Origin of the sequence: Phenylobacterium sp. (genome assembly GCF_046590535.1) — a bacterium.
Taxonomy (GTDB): Bacteria; Pseudomonadota; Alphaproteobacteria; order Caulobacterales; family Caulobacteraceae; genus Phenylobacterium.
On sequence record NZ_JBKJTG010000206.1, the window covers coordinates 1 to 13,621 of the forward strand.

The window sequence follows — 13,621 nt, forward strand, 5'->3', positions numbered from 1 at the left end:
CCGGTTGATGGTCAGGCAGGGCCGCCCATCGAGGTCGCGCTCGCGGCGGATCGCCTCCGGCCACTGCTCGCCCAGCCGGGCGAACCGCAGGTCGTCCAGGGCGTCGCGCCGGTTCTCGGCCTCGGCCTCCGCCGCCAGCTCGAACGCCTCACGGGCGTCTTTCAAGGTGTCGTCGTCGGACAAGGGCGTGCCCCATGGCAATGCGCCCGCGCGAGCAGGCTCGGCGGACGAAAAGCGACCCAGCGAGGCCGCGGCGGCTAAGATTGAGAGGCGTCTCGCAGGCTCGCGACTAGGGCCGCGGGCGCAGTGATTAACGCTGGCATGTTTGTCGCACAAACGCGTGCGGCCGTCAAGAACAAAATAGGAACATCGCGCTGCGCCACGCCCCCGGCCGACGACATCGCGGGCGTGCTCTAGTCGGACACCTTGCTCAGGCCGGTCACCGAACTGGTCGTGGCCTCGCGCAGCGCGAACTGCTGGCAGGCCGGCGCATAGCCCTGCATCGTCCGTCGGCTGATCGCCTTGCGGAACCCTGTCTCGACCCAGATCTCGCAATAGTGCTCGCCGCCGTCCACCTGCACCATCCTGCGCCAGACGTAGAGCGGGCGGCCGTCCAGGGTCAGGGTCTCCGACCACGGGCCATAGAGCGCCGAGAGCGTATCCAGGTGCCGGCCATACAGCGACGAGGACAGGTCCGTGGCCGGACCAATGGCGCAGCCGCTCAACATCAGGGCCGCGCCGATCACCAAGTTTCGCATGTGCGCCGCCCCTCGAAGCTGCACCATGGCACGGCGAGGTTGAGCCGTCTCGCCTTCGTGGCGAGCCCTGCGCCTCAATCGGCGCGTGGGCCCACGGAAAGCGCCGCCGCTCAAGGCGGGAACAGCCTATTGCGCCAACTATGTCGGGTGTCGGCTAGACGCCGTTGCAACTCTGGCGTCAGGTGGCCCTGTCGATTGGCGGGGGCCATGGCGGATTATCGGTTGTATTTCATCGACGGCCAGAACCGGATTCAGGACGCCCATGACCTGGAAGCCGAAGACGATCAGCGCGCCTTGGCCATGGCCAGGGACAGGGTCGATGGCCGCAAGCTGGAACTCTGGCAGGCCGGCCGTCGGGTCCACGTCTTCCCGCCGGGCGGACACCAACGCTAAGGCTGTTTCGCTTTGGTTCACCATTGCGGGCCGATCCTGCGGAACCGCCGACTCACGGTAAGCTCCTTGAGTCCCCGGTTACCTGAGGCAGCCAAGTGATGTGCGTCCTGTTGGTCGAAGACGATTTCCTGGTGGCCGCCGTGCTGTCCGAGAGCCTCGCCGACGCGGACCTCAGCGTGGAGGTCGCCCACACCGACCGCGACGCCTACAGCTTCCTCAAGGATCCGAAGCGCAGCTTCAGCGTCCTGGTCACCGACATAAACCTCGGCCCCGGGACGGACGGCTTTGACGTCGCCCGTGCGGCCCGCGCAGCCCATCCCGGCATTCCGGTGATCTACATCACCGGCCACGCCTCCCACCAGTCGCACCTGGGTGTCGAGGGCTCGGTGATGATGGCCAAGCCCTTCAACCCCCAGGAGCTCGCTGTGCGCGTCAAGGAATTAGCGCTGCACTGAAGTCGTCGCCGGTTCAGCGTCAGCAAGCGCGACAAAACAAGGACCTGGAATACCGCTCCGAGGCTATCGGAGCGAAGCGCGCTCTGGGTGTGCGGGGCCGACTACTTGGGCGGTGGTGTCGCCGTCGTCGTGGCCACAGCGCCGGTGCCGTCAACGGGCGTGCTGGTGGCCGTGGCGGCCTGCTGGGCCTGCTGCTGCAGTTGTTCGTCGGGAACCACGCTTTCCGGCGCTTCAGTGGTGACCACCGCCTTGGAGGTCCCGGTGTCCGCCTCGGCCGTGCGTTCCTTGCCGCAACCGGCCACGGCCAGCGTGAAGGCGAGAGCAGCGGCAAGGCTGAATGTCGGGTGCATGGCAAAATCTCCTTGGCGGGCGTCAGGGTCTCAACCTTGGCCGTGGAGTTTGGTTCCGGCGCGATCGCCTAGGTTAACGGCGTTCAGGTTAACCAAGCCGCATTAACCCGCTGTTGACTCTTTGCCACGGCTAAGCTCGACTCATCCCTGGGTTTAGGGGTTCTCATGCGTATTTTGGGCTTGGCGCTCGCCGCTGCTGTCGCACTCGTCAGTGCGCCTTTCGCCAGCGCTCAGCCTTACGCCGGGATGGCGCAGGCCCGCACCGCCATCTTCTGGCATGATGCCGACCGCCTGTGGAGCGGCGGCATGCCGCTCGAGGCCTGCGACCAGGACATCATCCTGCGCCGCGCCGACTTCACGCCGATGGCGGCGGCGCGCATGGCCACGCTGGAACGGCGCGGCGAGCTGATCGGCGAGCTGCGCGCCTCCAACGCCCAGGCGCCGGCCATCCTCACCTCCGCGCGGGCCTGCGCCCTGGAGGCCGGGACGGCTACCACGGTCCCGGTGATGCTGACCCGCGGCCGCGAGGGCTGGAGCACCTTCCAGACCGCCTTCGCCACCTGCATGACCAAGCAGGGTACGGCCAAGAGCGTCGGGTCGATGACCCTGTGGATCGACCAGCGCTGCAACTGGTAGGCCGTTTAGACCGCCCGCGCGCCCACCGTCAGTAATGATAGCGGCATTGCGCGATCTCCAATGTCTGGTCCGCATCCTTGCCCGACACGCGATAGACCAGCCGATCCGTCCCGGTGATCCTGCGCGACCACCATCCCTTGAGGTTTTCCCTCAGCGGTTCAGGCTTGCCGGTCCCGTTGAAGGGATCGCGCTGGCATTCCTTGATCAGGTTGTTGACCCGCTTGAGCGTGTTGGGGTCGTGCTGCTGCCAGTGGAGATAGTCCTCCCACGCCCGCTTTGACCATATGAGCCTCACCGCCGGGGCGTTTCGCGCTGAAGGGGAGTCGGGTTCGGCGTCAGCAGGCGCGACAAGGCGGCGACCTAGAGGAGATCACGCTCAGTTCCGCCGCCCGCGTCCAGTTCATCGATGGCTTCTAGGAGGCGCGACGCGTTCTGGCGCGAAGACAGCAGGTGCATCGTCGCTTCCAAGGCGTTCCAGTCCGCCAGCGAGACCATCACCACCGGTTCGGCCTTCTGTCGTGTCACCAGGATCGGGCTGTGGCTGTCCACAACCCGATCCATCACATCTTTGAGGTTCTGCCGGGTGTCAGTGAACGTAACCACATCCATGGTCGCCTCCAGTCGGGCCGCAATATGTACCGAAATACGTACACATTCAAGTCCGCCGGCACAATCCCGCTGAAGACCGTCCGACGGAGGTCATCGGGTCGTCAACTAGCCGGCGAGGGCGTTGCGGCCCTTCGGCGCGTCCGGTCGCGCCTGATCGCCGATCCCCCAGCCCGCCGGGCAAGATCCTATCCGCCGGTAACGTACGGTCTGGCTGGCGCCGCCGCCGGCCGCCGCTAGCGGCTGCAAGGCGAACCGCGTCTCGAACGCCTGCTCCGGGTCGCCGCGCAGGCTGACGGTCAGGCCATAGCCCCGCCCGCCCAGGTCGCATCGCACCGCATAGAGGTCCGGCCGGATCACCGCGTCGCGGTGCGGCGCGCAGAACGCCTCACCAGCCTGGACGGTGGCCCGGGTGAACCCCTGGCGCAGGGTGGTGTCAGCACAGACCAGCACCGCGACCTCCACACGCCCCTGGGGGTCGATCGACTGCGCCAGCCACAGGGCCGGCGGGTCCACCGCCGCCTGGCGAGCGAGATATCGGGCCTCAGTCCTGGCGCTGGTGTCCGCGCAACCGGCCAGCACCGTCAGGGCCAGGCCGGCTGCCACCGCTCTCACCGGCGCACCGCCGGCGGGGTGATGTCGACCAGCATCACGGGCGGCTCCACGGGCCACTGGAACGCCGCCCGCGGCGGGGCCATCGGCTGCATGGCCCAGGCGGCGTAACCCACCGCCAGCACGCTGGCCGCCGCTACCAGCCATCCCGTCTCGGCCAGGATCGGCGGCCTCGCCTTCAGCAGGCCGATGCGCACGGCCAGCGGGTGCGGCGACCGGGCCGTCCAATGGCAGCCGAACGGTAGGGTGCGCACGCCCAGGTGGGTCTTCAGCAGGGTCTCGGCATAACGCCGCCGCGCGCCGGGGACCCGCCCCAGCGTCGCCGCATCGCAGGCCAGCTCCTGGTCCATCCGCAGCAACCGCGCCCCAAGGTGCGCCAGCGGATTGAACCACATCAGGCAGGTGATCGCCGCCGCCGCCGCCCCGGCCCGGGGATCACCGCGCACGATGTGCTCGCGCTCGTGCGCCCGGATCAGCGCGCGCTCGTCGGGCGAATAGTCCGCGCTTGCGGCCGGCATGACAATGCGCGGGGCGAACACGCCCACGACGGCGGGCCCGGCCCGGCCGGCCCGCGCCTGCCGCAGGAACGCCGCCTGCGCCACGCCCATCACCGCCGCGCTCGCCAGCACCCCCGCCAGCCAGACCGCCAGGACTGCGCCCGCGGCGCCCGCGGCGCCGATCTGGTCGGCCCAGGCCGCTGGCCCGGCGCCGACCGGATCGCTGCTGGTCAGCGTCGGCCGGGGCAACAGGCTCGCCAGCATCGCCAGGGGCGCCGCCGCCCACAGCAGGTAGGCCGTCTGCGCACCCAGCCATCGCCGGGCCGGCAGCCGCAGGGCCAGGATCACGGCGACCGCCAGACTGAGCGCCCCGGTTGTTCGGATCAGGATCTCCAGGAGCTCAATCCTCATCGTCCAGCTCCTGGATCAGCCGTTTCAGTTCCGCCACCTCCTGCGGCGACAGCGGCCGGTGCCGGGCATAGTGGGCCACCAGTGGAGCCAGCTCGCCCCCGAACAGCCGGTCCAGCAGTCCCTGGCTTTCCCCGGTGACATAGTCGGGGCGCGACACCAGCGGGCGATAGGCCGCCCGACCGGCAGTGCGCTCCGAGGCCAGCGCCTTTTTCTTGAGCAGCCGGTTGATCAGCGTCTTCACCGTCGCCTCCCCCCAGTTCTGGGCGGCGCCCACCAGGGCGACGATCTCGTCGGCGCTCTGCGGGCTCCTGGCCCACAGCGCCTCCATGATCCGGCTTTCGGCGGCGGAGATGCGAGGACTTGCCATGCGGACGGGCTTCAGGCCGTGGCGAGCAGCTTGCGCACCCGCTCCTCCAGGTGGCGGCCGCAGATCACCGCCACGCTGGCCGCCATCAGCCCCAGCATCACCGCCAGCAGCGCCTCGGCGATCCCCGGCGCCATCACCGTCAGCGACGGCGTCGGCCGCACGTTGGAGACCGCGATGAAGGACCCCAGCAGGGTCAGGCTGGCCGCGGTGAGACCCAGCAGGGGTCCGGCGGTCCTCAGCGCTCGCAGAAATCCCACGGCGCGCGCCGCGCCCCGCCCGGCCAACGCCATGGCATAGAGCGCCAGCCCAAGCAGGGTCGCGGCTATCAGCCCGGCCATCACCAACTGCACCACCAGGGTCGCGTCGCCGAACACCCCGCCCAGGGTCAGCCGCTCGGCCACCGGGACGAAGACGGGGGAGTTGGCGTCTTGCGCCCAGGCCGGCGCACTCAACGCGGTGAAAAAAGCAGTCATGGCGATGATCCGGCGCACGGGCGTCTCCCTAAGATTACGTTTGTAAACTTGACCTGGAAACTACACGTGTAAACACCGCCGTCAAGCGTCGCTCTGCCGCCGCCCCTTGAGGCTGGCCGAGATATCTTCCAGCATGGTGGTCAGTTCGTGCGCCACGTCGCGGGTCATCCCCCCGGATCCTGAGGTCCGGTAGAGCCCGGACTGGCTGAAACCGCCGATCAGCCCGCCAAACGCCTGCGGGTCCGACAGCGCCAGGTGGGTCAGCAGTGCGCGCAGCAGGAAATCATGCGCGATCAGGCTGCGCTGGGTGTCCTCAAGCTGCGCCTCCAGCGACAGGACGCGGCCCATGTCTTCGCTCATCGCAGCCTCCGTTTTGCGGCGGCCAGCCTAGGCGCCGGGCGGAGCGGTGCAAGGCCCGGGAAGGAAAAGCGGCCGGGCGCACAACTTTCTTACAGGAAGCCGGAACCCCCGCCGCCGTTCTGCGCTCTTATCAACGCGGCGGCGACACGCCCCCCCCGACTTGGTCCCGTCGCATCAGAGCCCCGACGCCTCAACAGGCGCCGGGGCTTTTCTTATGGCCGCCGCATGTCCTGGCTTCAGACGTTTCCAACGGCGCCGTTCGTGCATCCTGAGCGTTGCAGTCGCCGTAGCTTCTCTATCGAGGTCGTTATGCCGCACGAAATTCGCACCCGGACGTTGATTTTGGGAGGGTTTCCTTCTCCGCTCAACCTGCGAGGCGTGGAAGAGCTTTGGCGAACAGCGATATGAACACCCATGCACCGGACCGTCGCCCACGCTGTGCTGGCGCCACAGGATTATGTCGTCAGCGTATTGAGCGGACTGATGCTGGGCGCGTTCCTTTCCGCCGCGGCGATGATCGCGGCCCAGGCCATTTAGACATGAGCAGCAACATCCGTAGTCTTGCCCTCGCCCTCGCGGCCGCCACTCTCGCCACCACGGCTCACGCCCAGGCGACCTCCAGCCAGTCCACCAACGTGGGCGGCACCATCTTCCAGCCCATCGTGCTGTCGAAGACCGCGGATCTGCAGTTTGGCACCATCGTGCGGCCGGCCACGGGCTCCGGCGTGGTGACGGTCTCGCAGTCTGATGGGACGCGCAGTCTCGCGGGCGACGGCGCCCTCCTGGTCGGCGGGCCCCATACCGCGCCAACCCGCGCGGCGTTCAGCGTCTCCGGTGAAGGCGGCCAGGCGATCTCCATCAATGTGCCCGCCAACCTCAACATGACCCGCTCGGGCGGGTCTGAACTGATCGCCGTCACCCTCACCGCCAGCGCCACCTCGGCGACGCTCACTGGAGCGCTCGGCGCCCCCGGTTCCACCACCTTTGGCGTGGGCGGCTCCATTCCGGTCGCCCCGACCACCGCCTCCGGCGCCTACTCAGGCTCCTTCCAGGTGACCGTCTCCTACAACTGAGCGGGTTCCTCCAACGATCAGGCATGCGGAAACCTCCCCCGGCGCAAACCGGGGAAGGCTCTGTAACCTTGCCGTCCGTGGCGTCTTAGACGCGACGCTTCTGGACGATGCCCAGCACGAACAGCAGCAGGACCGCGCCTGCCGTGGCCACCAGCAGGGTCCCGATGACGCCGCCCGCACTGAAGCCCAGGGCGCTGGCGATAAAGCCGCCGAGGAACGCCCCGACAACGCCAACGATCAGGTTCATCAAGAGCCCGTGATTCCGCTTCATGACTTTTTCGGCGATCCACCCGGCAAGGATGCCGATGATGATCATTCCGATGATGCCTACGCCGTCCATGTGATGTGTTCCTCTCCGCTCCGTGCGTCCGTCTCAAATGCGGTCGCTTCGGCAGAGGTTGCATGACTTTCGCGCGGACACCATTCACCGCATCCATCCGAGCGGTTGGCCGAGGTTGGCCCGGCCCGCCCGCGGGGCCGGCGCCCCGTGCCGGTTGAGGGCGAACTCCCCGAACGCATCGGCGGCGTGGCTGGCGTGATCGTGCAACGGCCCGGCATAGGCCCGCGTCGCCCGGCTCCACCGCTTGCGGTAGGCGCGCAGCCGCTCCAGCCCCACCGCGCAGCGCTCCGCATCGAACCAGGTGACCGGGATCAGCAGCCGCCCGGCGTTGATCCGCTCCTCCGGGTCGGTGGCCGTCCCCACGCGGATCGGCCTGACCCCCAGCGATCCCAGAGTCTCGAAGCGCGAACGCCCCGCCGCCCCAAGTTCGCGCACCATCACGTCGTGCGGCAGGTGATGGCCGCCGTAGACATAGGGCTTGTCGGCGATCGCCTGGCGCACGATGGCCTGCAACCCGTCGCCGCTGGTCTCGAAATAGTCGATGGCCCGCACCTCGCGGCCCACCTGCTGGAAGAACCAGATGGCGGTGTAGTCGTCGATCCCCAGGTCCCAGGCGGTCTCCACCTTCAGCGCCGGGTCGTGAGGGACCCGCCCGATCCGGCCCGTCCGCTCCGCCTCGCCCATCGCGCTGGCGTAGTAGGCGCCCGGCGCGGCGGCGTCGAAGTCCACCAGGTATTCCGTGGCGAACCGCGCCTCGCCCTCCGCCTCAGAGCCCAGTTCGGCGATCAGTTCAGCCCGCTCCTTGGCCAGCTGCGCCGGGGTGAACACGTCCGTGTCGGTGGCCGGCGAGCGCAGGGTGAACCAGCTTGGGTCGGCCGCCCGGCTGTCGAACGCCCGGGTCGCGTGGTTGCGCCCCCTTGGTGTCCACAGGAACAGCGCCCAGCCACCGTTCTCCGCCAGGATCGGCCGGATGAAGCCCCACGCCTCTGGCTTGGCGAGCGCCCATTCCGAGAACACCACCCCGGCCGGCGAGGCGCCCATCAGGCTGTCGTAGTTGTCGGAGCCCGCCACCTGCCAGGTTGAGCCATTGGCGAACGCCAGCTTCATGTCCGCGTCGTGCGCCACGGCCCCCATCTGGATGGCGAAGGCCTCCTCGATCCGTCGCAGGCCGGTGTGTGGGTTGACCGCGTCCCAGATCGCCTTGCGCCCCTGCGAAGCCTCGGGCATCAGGTGCCAGTAGTTGCCCGGAACCTCCGAGGCGCAGAGCGCCGCCCAGTGTAGCGCCACCTCGTCCTTGCCCCACCGGCGGTGCGCCACCACGTCGGCGCGCAGGCGTCCGGCCAGCAGCGCCTCCCACACCGCCACCTGGTGCGCCCGTGGGTGAAAGGTGCTCACCGGCAGGTCGACCTTGGGCGGTCGCGCCGCGCGCGAGGTCATCCCTTGGGTCCGCGGATCCGCGGCAGCTCGCGGGCATAGGCCACCCCGTCCGGCCCGACCACCCGCTCAAAGCGCCGGACCTCGAAGATGACCTTGCGCAGCGGCTGACCGCTGGCTGGCGGGGCTTTCAGGCCAAACAGATGCGGGGCGGCCACCGACGCACGCCAGCGCAGCGTGCCCACCAGCAGGCGATCGCGCTGCATGCTCGCCGCCGTGGCGTTCTCCGCCACGCTGAGCGCCCGGTCGGCGAAGCTCTCCCCAGCCCGCTGCCGGGCGGTCGCATAGGCGTCAGCGAACTCAGGGTATCGGTCGAGCCACAGGTATAGGGTCTTGGAGACGGGCAGGCCGCCCCTGCCGCACATCGCTAGCCAGGTCTCGCCCTGCGCCGTCCGTGCACAGATCTCCTCGGCCAGGGCATGGGAGTACCGCACCGGCGGGCGGCGGCTTGGGCCGCGCGCAGGGGCTCGCCGCCCCGGGGCTGGGGGTTCTCGCATGGGTGATCCTTCAGGTGGGGTGGGGGTGGGGGTGGGTCTGCGTCCGGGCGGACCGCTCGCCGCGCAGGCGAACTGGCGAGCTGGCCAGAGGCGCGCACCTATCAACGCTGGCATGATCCTGTCAGAAACGCGTGCGGCTGTCAAGAACAAACAACGAACATCTAGAGTGTCAGGCTATGGCGGACCCATGCGGGCCATGGCGCGTTACCCTCCATTGCGAAGACCCTGCGTCGGGTAGGCGACATTTGTCAGTAAGAGCGTTGAAATGACCGCAGTACTTGTCGTCGAGGACGAGGCCGATTTGCTGGAACTCGTCCAGGACGCCCTCGAGCGGCGCGGTCTGCGCGTCCGCGCAGCAGCCAGCGACGTCGCCGCTTATGAGATTCTCGAGGCTGAGGCGCCTGACTTCCGGGTCCTGATCGCCGATATCAACCTGGGCGTCGGCACCACGGGTTTTGACGTGGCGCGGCGCGCCCGCTCGTTGAACCCGGACCTCAAGGTGGTCTACATCACCGGCCACGCGGCCCACCTTGAGCGATATGGCGTCGCCGACGCGGTGATGTTCCCAAAGCCGTTCTACGCCGACGAGCTGGCCGATCAGGTCGTCGTCCTTATGGGGGATGGCGATCCCGCCTGACCGCGGAACCTCCCCGCCGGTCCGCCGTTACAGCTCAGCTTGAGACAGGAGGGTCGGATGCTGCGAACACTGCGTGACGTGATCGGATGCGTCTGGCTGCTGGCTCTGGTTGGCGCCGAACAGGTCCGCCCCAGCCGCCCGGAGTTCCGGCTGCGCTGAGCGCGCCGCTCCAGATTGCCGACGATCTCGCCGGTTCTGCATTTTCCTCCCCCATGGCATGGGGGGTGAACGGCCCGGCGTGGCGTCTTCATAGTCAGGAAGCCTCCCATGCCCAGGGCGGCCGACACGCAAGCCCCGACGCCCCCCGAGCGTTGGGGCTTTTTGCTGCGCTCTAGTTCTGGGTCGGCGCGGCCTCCACAGCCATCGGCGTCTCGATCTCGCAGCGCAGGCCCTCGGGCAGGAACTCCAGGCGCACATGGCCGCGCAGCTCCGCCGCCAGCCCCCGCTCAAGCAGCCGTGATCCGAAGCCCCGCGTGCTGGGCGCCTTCACCTCGGGGCCTCCTGCCTCGGTCCAGGTCAGCCGCAGGCGCCGCTCCGGCGCCGGCCCCACCGTCCAGTGCACCCGCACCCGCCCCTGCGGCGAGCTCAGCGCCCCATACTTCAGCGCATTGGTGCCCAGCTCGTGGAACGCCATGGACAGGGACAGCGCCGCCTTGGGCGTCAGCCGCACGTCGTGGCCGCTCAGCTGCACCCGGCCGCGCACCCCGTCGTGCAGCACGTCGAGCACGCCACTGGCCACCTCTGCGATCCCTACCCCGTCCCATTGCTCGCGGGTCAGGATGTCGTGCGCCGCCGCCAGGGCGGTGATCCGCGACATCAGCGCCTCGCGCGCCTCCGGCACCGTCTGCACCCCGCGCAGGGTCTGGCTGGCGATCGCCTGCACCGTGGCCAGGTTGTTCTTCACCCGATGGTTCAGTTCCAGGACCATCAGCTTGGAATGCTCTTCCGCCAGGCTGCGCGCGGTGTCGTCGCGCACGGTCAGGACCGCGCCGATCTGCTTTCCCGTGTCGTCCAGGATCGGTCTGGCCGAGCCGATCGCACGGACCACCCCGCCATCCGGCCTCTGTATCCGCCACGAGGCGTCCAGCACGACGGCCCCGTCGCGCACGGCGCGGGTCAGCGGCAGGTCCTGGGGCGGATAGAGGACCCCATCGTCCGTGAACAGCCGATAGGTCTGGCTGTAGTCATCCGGCGCCACGTCCAGCCGCGCCACCCCATGCAGGCGCTCGGCCGCCTGGTTGACGAACACGATGCGCCCCTCGGCGTCGGTGACGATCACCCCCTCGGCCAACTGGCTGAGGATTGCCGAGCGCTGGGCCGCCAGGGTCTCGTTGCGTTCGCTGATCTCCTGCAGGCGGGCTTCCGCCGCCCGGCGCTCGGTGATGTCGGTGAGCGTCACGGTCAGGCCGCCGCCCCGCAGCGGCCCGATGCGCAGCTCCACCACCCGGTCGGGCCGCAGTTTCGAGGGCGTCTCGAAGTGGGTCACCGCCCCGTCGGTCATCGCCAGGCGGCAGAACCGCTCGAAATCGGTGCCGCGGCCCTGCGGGAACCTCTCCCACATGCTCCTGCCGATCAGCTCATCGCGACTGACCCCAAAATAGTCCTCGGCGGCGCGGTTGACCAACACGTAGCGCCACTGCGCATCCAGCGCATAGAACCCGTCGCTGATGCTTTCCAGCACGTCGCGCAGGCGGCCGTCGCGGACGTCCGCAGGCTCACTCGGATCGGGGGGACTGTCGTCGCTCACGCTTGGCTCTCACGTCGAAAGGCGCGACCCTAGCAGGCCAGCGGGGAAAGCCTGAACCCCCCTCTCCTGTTTACGCCGCGCGCCGGGGTTTCGCCGCCGCTTTGCGGGCGCCTCCAGCGCCGGCTAGCTGGCCGCATCGGTCTTTCGCGAGCCGATCTCCTTCTGCGCCGCCGCGGCCAGCCTGGCGTGCGCCTGCGCGGCCGTGGCCAAGCGGGCTTGCAGGGCGCTCAACTCCCTGTCCGTCAGGTGTTCGATGCCGACGAACTCGTCCTCCGCATTGGAGGTCAGGATTAGCTCGTCCAGCTTGGTCTGGATGGCCATGCCGTCGCGGTTCTGGGTGTTTTGGATCAGGAACACCATCAGGAAGGTGATGATCGTGGTGCCGGTGTTGATCACCAGCTGCCAGGTCTGCGAGAACTTGAAAATCGGACCCGTGGACGCCCAGGCCAGCACCAGCAGGATACAGAGCCCGAAGGTCACCGGGCTGCCGCTGACCCTGGCGGTCTTGCTGGCGAAGTTCGAGAATGATCTGTTGAAGTCCATCGCGCCTGAACGCTAAGGGCCGGCGAGGCGTTGCGCCAGCACCCTGAAGCTTGGGCCTGCGCCTTGACCCTGATCTCCCGACCCCTGCCCGACGCCGCCGACGCCCTGCCGGACCACATCTCCGACACGGTGAAGGCCATCGCGTTCCTGCATGAACAGCACCGCGCGGACGGCGCCCGCGCTCAGCTCCTCATCGAGCGCCTGACCTGGTCGGCGGCCCGTCCGGGCGCCATCGCGGTGATCCTGCTGATCGCGGCGGCCTGGATCGGCCTGAACCTCGCCTTGCCCGCCCTCGGCCGCCCGCCCCTCGACCCGGCGCCGTTCTTCTGGCTGCAGGGCGCGGTCGCCTTCACCGCGCTGATGATGACCATCCTGATCCTCACCACCCAGCGGCGGGAGGATCAGCTCATCGAACTGCGCGAGCAGCTCATCCTGGAGCTTGCCATCCTGGCCGACCAGAAGGCCGCCAAGACCATCGAGCTGCTGGAAAGCCTGCGCCGCGACCTGCCCAGCGTCCGCGACCGCACCGACGCCACCGCCGACCTGATGAGCGCCCCGGCCGACCCCAGCCTGGTGGCCGAGGCGCTCAAGGAGGCCCGCCCCGACCGGCCGCCCAGGCAATCGGGGGGCGACGGCTGAGTCGGCCTGGCGCCGCGCCCCCTCACCCCGCCCCGGCCAGCATATCCAGCGCCACCCCCAGCACCGCCTCGATCCGGGCGCCCTCGCGGTGGTCGCCGGCGGCGGCCTCGCGGGGGGTCATTTCCTGACCGCAGATCCGGTCGCAGGCGGCGATCAGGTCGCGCTGGCCGCTAAGCCGGCGGCGGAACAGGGCCAGCCGCCTGGCCGCGTGCGCCGTGCCGTCGGCGTGGGCCAGCATGTCGGCCAGGGCCGCGCCGCCGGCCGCCGCGCCCGGCTGCACCTCCAGGGTGGACGGGATCGACGGGTCGTGCCCGGCGCGCCGCCAGCAGGCGCCATAGCGCTCGCCGGCCTGTTTCTGCGCCGGGCTCAGCCGGCCCTTGCGCGCCAGCCAGTCCAACCCGGCGTAGCGCCGCAGCGGCCCGGTCCTGGCCCCCCGTGGTCCTGGCGACGGCGCGATGGCCGCCCCGCGGGCGCGGGCCAGGGCCACCGTCTCGGCCACCCCGTCGCTCACCGCGCGGATTTCCGCCTGCGCGCTGGCCTGCCGCTCCCGCCGCAGCAATCGGTCCCGCGCCTCGCGCGCCGGGTCCTTGGTGCGCGCCATCAGCGGCCGCCGCCGCGGGCCACCACCGCGTCGGCCAGGCGATAGACCGCCTCGCCAGCCTGCCGTTCGCCCTCGATCACCACCAGGCCCGCGGCGGTGTGCGCCAGCAGTTCGCGCAGGAATCCCGGCCGCTCCCCCGGCGCCCGGCGGCTCAGCGCGCCGGCCACCACCGAGGCGGCGTCCTCCGCCGGG

At 69.5% G+C, this 13,621-nt stretch carries 24 protein-coding genes; 7 read left to right on the plus strand and 17 right to left on the minus strand.

All coding sequences use genetic code 11. From position 1 onward, the window contains the following. A partial coding sequence (locus ACLL81_RS12195) for a hypothetical protein (RefSeq protein ID WP_411288617.1) occupies positions 1-183 on the minus strand: 183 nt, incomplete at its 3' end. Positions 184-413: 230 nt separating this feature from the next. Next, positions 414-758, minus strand: a complete 345-nt coding sequence (locus tag ACLL81_RS12200) for a hypothetical protein (protein WP_411288618.1) — start codon at positions 756-758, stop codon at positions 414-416. 207 nt (positions 759-965) lie between these two features. Between ACLL81_RS12200 and ACLL81_RS12205 the strand changes: the two genes are divergently transcribed. Together ACLL81_RS12205 and ACLL81_RS12210 are read left to right on the plus strand one after the other, a co-directional pair. Further along, positions 966-1,151, plus strand: coding sequence for a hypothetical protein (locus ACLL81_RS12205; RefSeq protein ID WP_411288619.1), 186 nt, complete (start codon positions 966-968; stop codon positions 1,149-1,151). 98 nt (positions 1,152-1,249) lie between these two features. Continuing rightward, positions 1,250-1,606 (plus strand): response regulator, encoded by a 357-nt coding sequence (locus ACLL81_RS12210; protein WP_411288620.1) that lies wholly within the window; start codon positions 1,250-1,252, stop codon positions 1,604-1,606. A gap of 101 nt (positions 1,607-1,707) precedes the next feature. On the opposite strand, the gene ACLL81_RS12215 is transcribed toward ACLL81_RS12210, so the two are convergent. Further along, on the minus strand, positions 1,708-1,956 hold the full coding sequence (locus ACLL81_RS12215) for a hypothetical protein (protein ID WP_411288621.1): 249 nt from the start codon (positions 1,954-1,956) through the stop codon (positions 1,708-1,710). A 165-nt stretch (positions 1,957-2,121) separates the two neighbouring features. Here ACLL81_RS12215 and ACLL81_RS12220 point away from each other — a divergent pair, with 165 nt between their 5' ends. Then, positions 2,122-2,592: a hypothetical protein gene (locus ACLL81_RS12220; RefSeq protein ID WP_411288622.1), complete on the plus strand. Its 471-nt coding sequence runs from the start codon at positions 2,122-2,124 to the stop codon at positions 2,590-2,592. 28 nt (positions 2,593-2,620) lie between these two features. Here the strand turns inward: ACLL81_RS12220 and ACLL81_RS12225 are convergent, their stop codons facing one another. The 7 genes from ACLL81_RS12225 to ACLL81_RS12255 form a co-directional block, all read right to left on the minus strand. Beyond that, a complete protein-coding gene (locus tag ACLL81_RS12225) occupies positions 2,621-2,887 on the minus strand; it encodes a Txe/YoeB family addiction module toxin (RefSeq protein WP_411288623.1) in 267 nt (88 codons plus the stop codon). 65 nt (positions 2,888-2,952) lie between these two features. Further along, positions 2,953-3,201: a type II toxin-antitoxin system Phd/YefM family antitoxin gene (locus tag ACLL81_RS12230; RefSeq protein WP_411288624.1), complete on the minus strand. Its 249-nt coding sequence runs from the start codon at positions 3,199-3,201 to the stop codon at positions 2,953-2,955. Positions 3,202-3,306: 105 nt separating this feature from the next. Next, on the minus strand, positions 3,307-3,813 hold the full coding sequence (locus ACLL81_RS12235; RefSeq protein ID WP_411288625.1) for a hypothetical protein: 507 nt from the start codon (positions 3,811-3,813) through the stop codon (positions 3,307-3,309). Next, a complete protein-coding gene (locus ACLL81_RS12240; protein WP_411288626.1) occupies positions 3,810-4,718 on the minus strand; it encodes a M56 family metallopeptidase in 909 nt (302 codons plus the stop codon). Before ACLL81_RS12240 ends, ACLL81_RS12235 begins: the two co-directional genes overlap by 4 nt. Then, positions 4,708-5,085 (minus strand): BlaI/MecI/CopY family transcriptional regulator, encoded by a 378-nt coding sequence (locus tag ACLL81_RS12245; RefSeq protein ID WP_411288627.1) that lies wholly within the window; start codon positions 5,083-5,085, stop codon positions 4,708-4,710. The genes ACLL81_RS12240 and ACLL81_RS12245 overlap by 11 nt, the downstream gene beginning before the upstream one ends. Positions 5,086-5,096: 11 nt before the next feature. Next, positions 5,097-5,576 (minus strand): MotA/TolQ/ExbB proton channel family protein, encoded by a 480-nt coding sequence (locus tag ACLL81_RS12250; RefSeq protein ID WP_411288628.1) that lies wholly within the window; start codon positions 5,574-5,576, stop codon positions 5,097-5,099. 63 nt (positions 5,577-5,639) lie between these two features. Next, entirely contained in the window at positions 5,640-5,918 is a 279-nt protein-coding gene (locus tag ACLL81_RS12255) for a hypothetical protein (RefSeq protein ID WP_411288629.1), read from the minus strand. A gap of 414 nt (positions 5,919-6,332) precedes the next feature. Here ACLL81_RS12255 and ACLL81_RS12260 point away from each other — a divergent pair, with 414 nt between their 5' ends. Both ACLL81_RS12260 and ACLL81_RS12265 read left to right on the plus strand, forming a co-directional pair. Continuing rightward, on the plus strand, positions 6,333-6,455 hold the full coding sequence (locus tag ACLL81_RS12260; RefSeq protein ID WP_411288630.1) for a hypothetical protein: 123 nt from the start codon (positions 6,333-6,335) through the stop codon (positions 6,453-6,455). A 2-nt stretch (positions 6,456-6,457) separates the two neighbouring features. Further along, positions 6,458-6,991, plus strand: a complete 534-nt coding sequence (locus ACLL81_RS12265; RefSeq protein ID WP_411288631.1) for a DUF4402 domain-containing protein — start codon at positions 6,458-6,460, stop codon at positions 6,989-6,991. A gap of 85 nt (positions 6,992-7,076) precedes the next feature. Here ACLL81_RS12265 and ACLL81_RS12270 read toward each other — a convergent pair whose 3' ends face one another. From ACLL81_RS12270 to ACLL81_RS12280, 3 genes are all read right to left on the minus strand, one after another. Next, entirely contained in the window at positions 7,077-7,331 is a 255-nt protein-coding gene (locus ACLL81_RS12270) for a GlsB/YeaQ/YmgE family stress response membrane protein (protein ID WP_411288632.1), read from the minus strand. 84 nt (positions 7,332-7,415) lie between these two features. Further along, a complete protein-coding gene (locus ACLL81_RS12275; RefSeq protein ID WP_411288633.1) occupies positions 7,416-8,768 on the minus strand; it encodes a hypothetical protein in 1,353 nt (450 codons plus the stop codon). After that, positions 8,765-9,199: a hypothetical protein gene (locus ACLL81_RS12280; RefSeq protein ID WP_411288634.1), complete on the minus strand. Its 435-nt coding sequence runs from the start codon at positions 9,197-9,199 to the stop codon at positions 8,765-8,767. Before ACLL81_RS12280 ends, ACLL81_RS12275 begins: the two co-directional genes overlap by 4 nt. Positions 9,200-9,527: 328 nt before the next feature. Here ACLL81_RS12280 and ACLL81_RS12285 point away from each other — a divergent pair, with 328 nt between their 5' ends. Continuing rightward, positions 9,528-9,899 carry a response regulator gene (locus ACLL81_RS12285; RefSeq protein ID WP_411288635.1) on the plus strand — a complete coding sequence of 124 codons (372 nt, stop codon included), beginning with the start codon at positions 9,528-9,530 and terminating at the stop codon, positions 9,897-9,899. Positions 9,900-10,230: 331 nt separating this feature from the next. Here the strand turns inward: ACLL81_RS12285 and ACLL81_RS12290 are convergent, their stop codons facing one another. Together ACLL81_RS12290 and ACLL81_RS12295 are read right to left on the minus strand one after the other, a co-directional pair. After that, positions 10,231-11,646: a sensor histidine kinase gene (locus tag ACLL81_RS12290; protein WP_411288636.1), complete on the minus strand. Its 1,416-nt coding sequence runs from the start codon at positions 11,644-11,646 to the stop codon at positions 10,231-10,233. 123 nt (positions 11,647-11,769) lie between these two features. Continuing rightward, positions 11,770-12,189: a low affinity iron permease family protein gene (locus tag ACLL81_RS12295; RefSeq protein ID WP_411288637.1), complete on the minus strand. Its 420-nt coding sequence runs from the start codon at positions 12,187-12,189 to the stop codon at positions 11,770-11,772. Positions 12,190-12,252: 63 nt separating this feature from the next. On the opposite strand from ACLL81_RS12295, the gene ACLL81_RS12300 reads away from it, so the two are divergent. Continuing rightward, complete coding sequence (locus tag ACLL81_RS12300) at positions 12,253-12,828, plus strand: DUF1003 domain-containing protein (RefSeq protein ID WP_411288638.1); 576 nt, start codon at positions 12,253-12,255, stop codon at positions 12,826-12,828. Positions 12,829-12,850: 22 nt separating this feature from the next. Here the strand turns inward: ACLL81_RS12300 and ACLL81_RS12305 are convergent, their stop codons facing one another. Together ACLL81_RS12305 and ACLL81_RS12310 are read right to left on the minus strand one after the other, a co-directional pair. Next, positions 12,851-13,429: a hypothetical protein gene (locus ACLL81_RS12305; RefSeq protein WP_411288639.1), complete on the minus strand. Its 579-nt coding sequence runs from the start codon at positions 13,427-13,429 to the stop codon at positions 12,851-12,853. After that, positions 13,429-13,621, minus strand: a 193-nt coding sequence (locus tag ACLL81_RS12310) for a hypothetical protein (RefSeq protein WP_411288640.1), incomplete at its 5' end; no start/stop codon positions are given. The genes ACLL81_RS12310 and ACLL81_RS12305, both read right to left, overlap by 1 nt.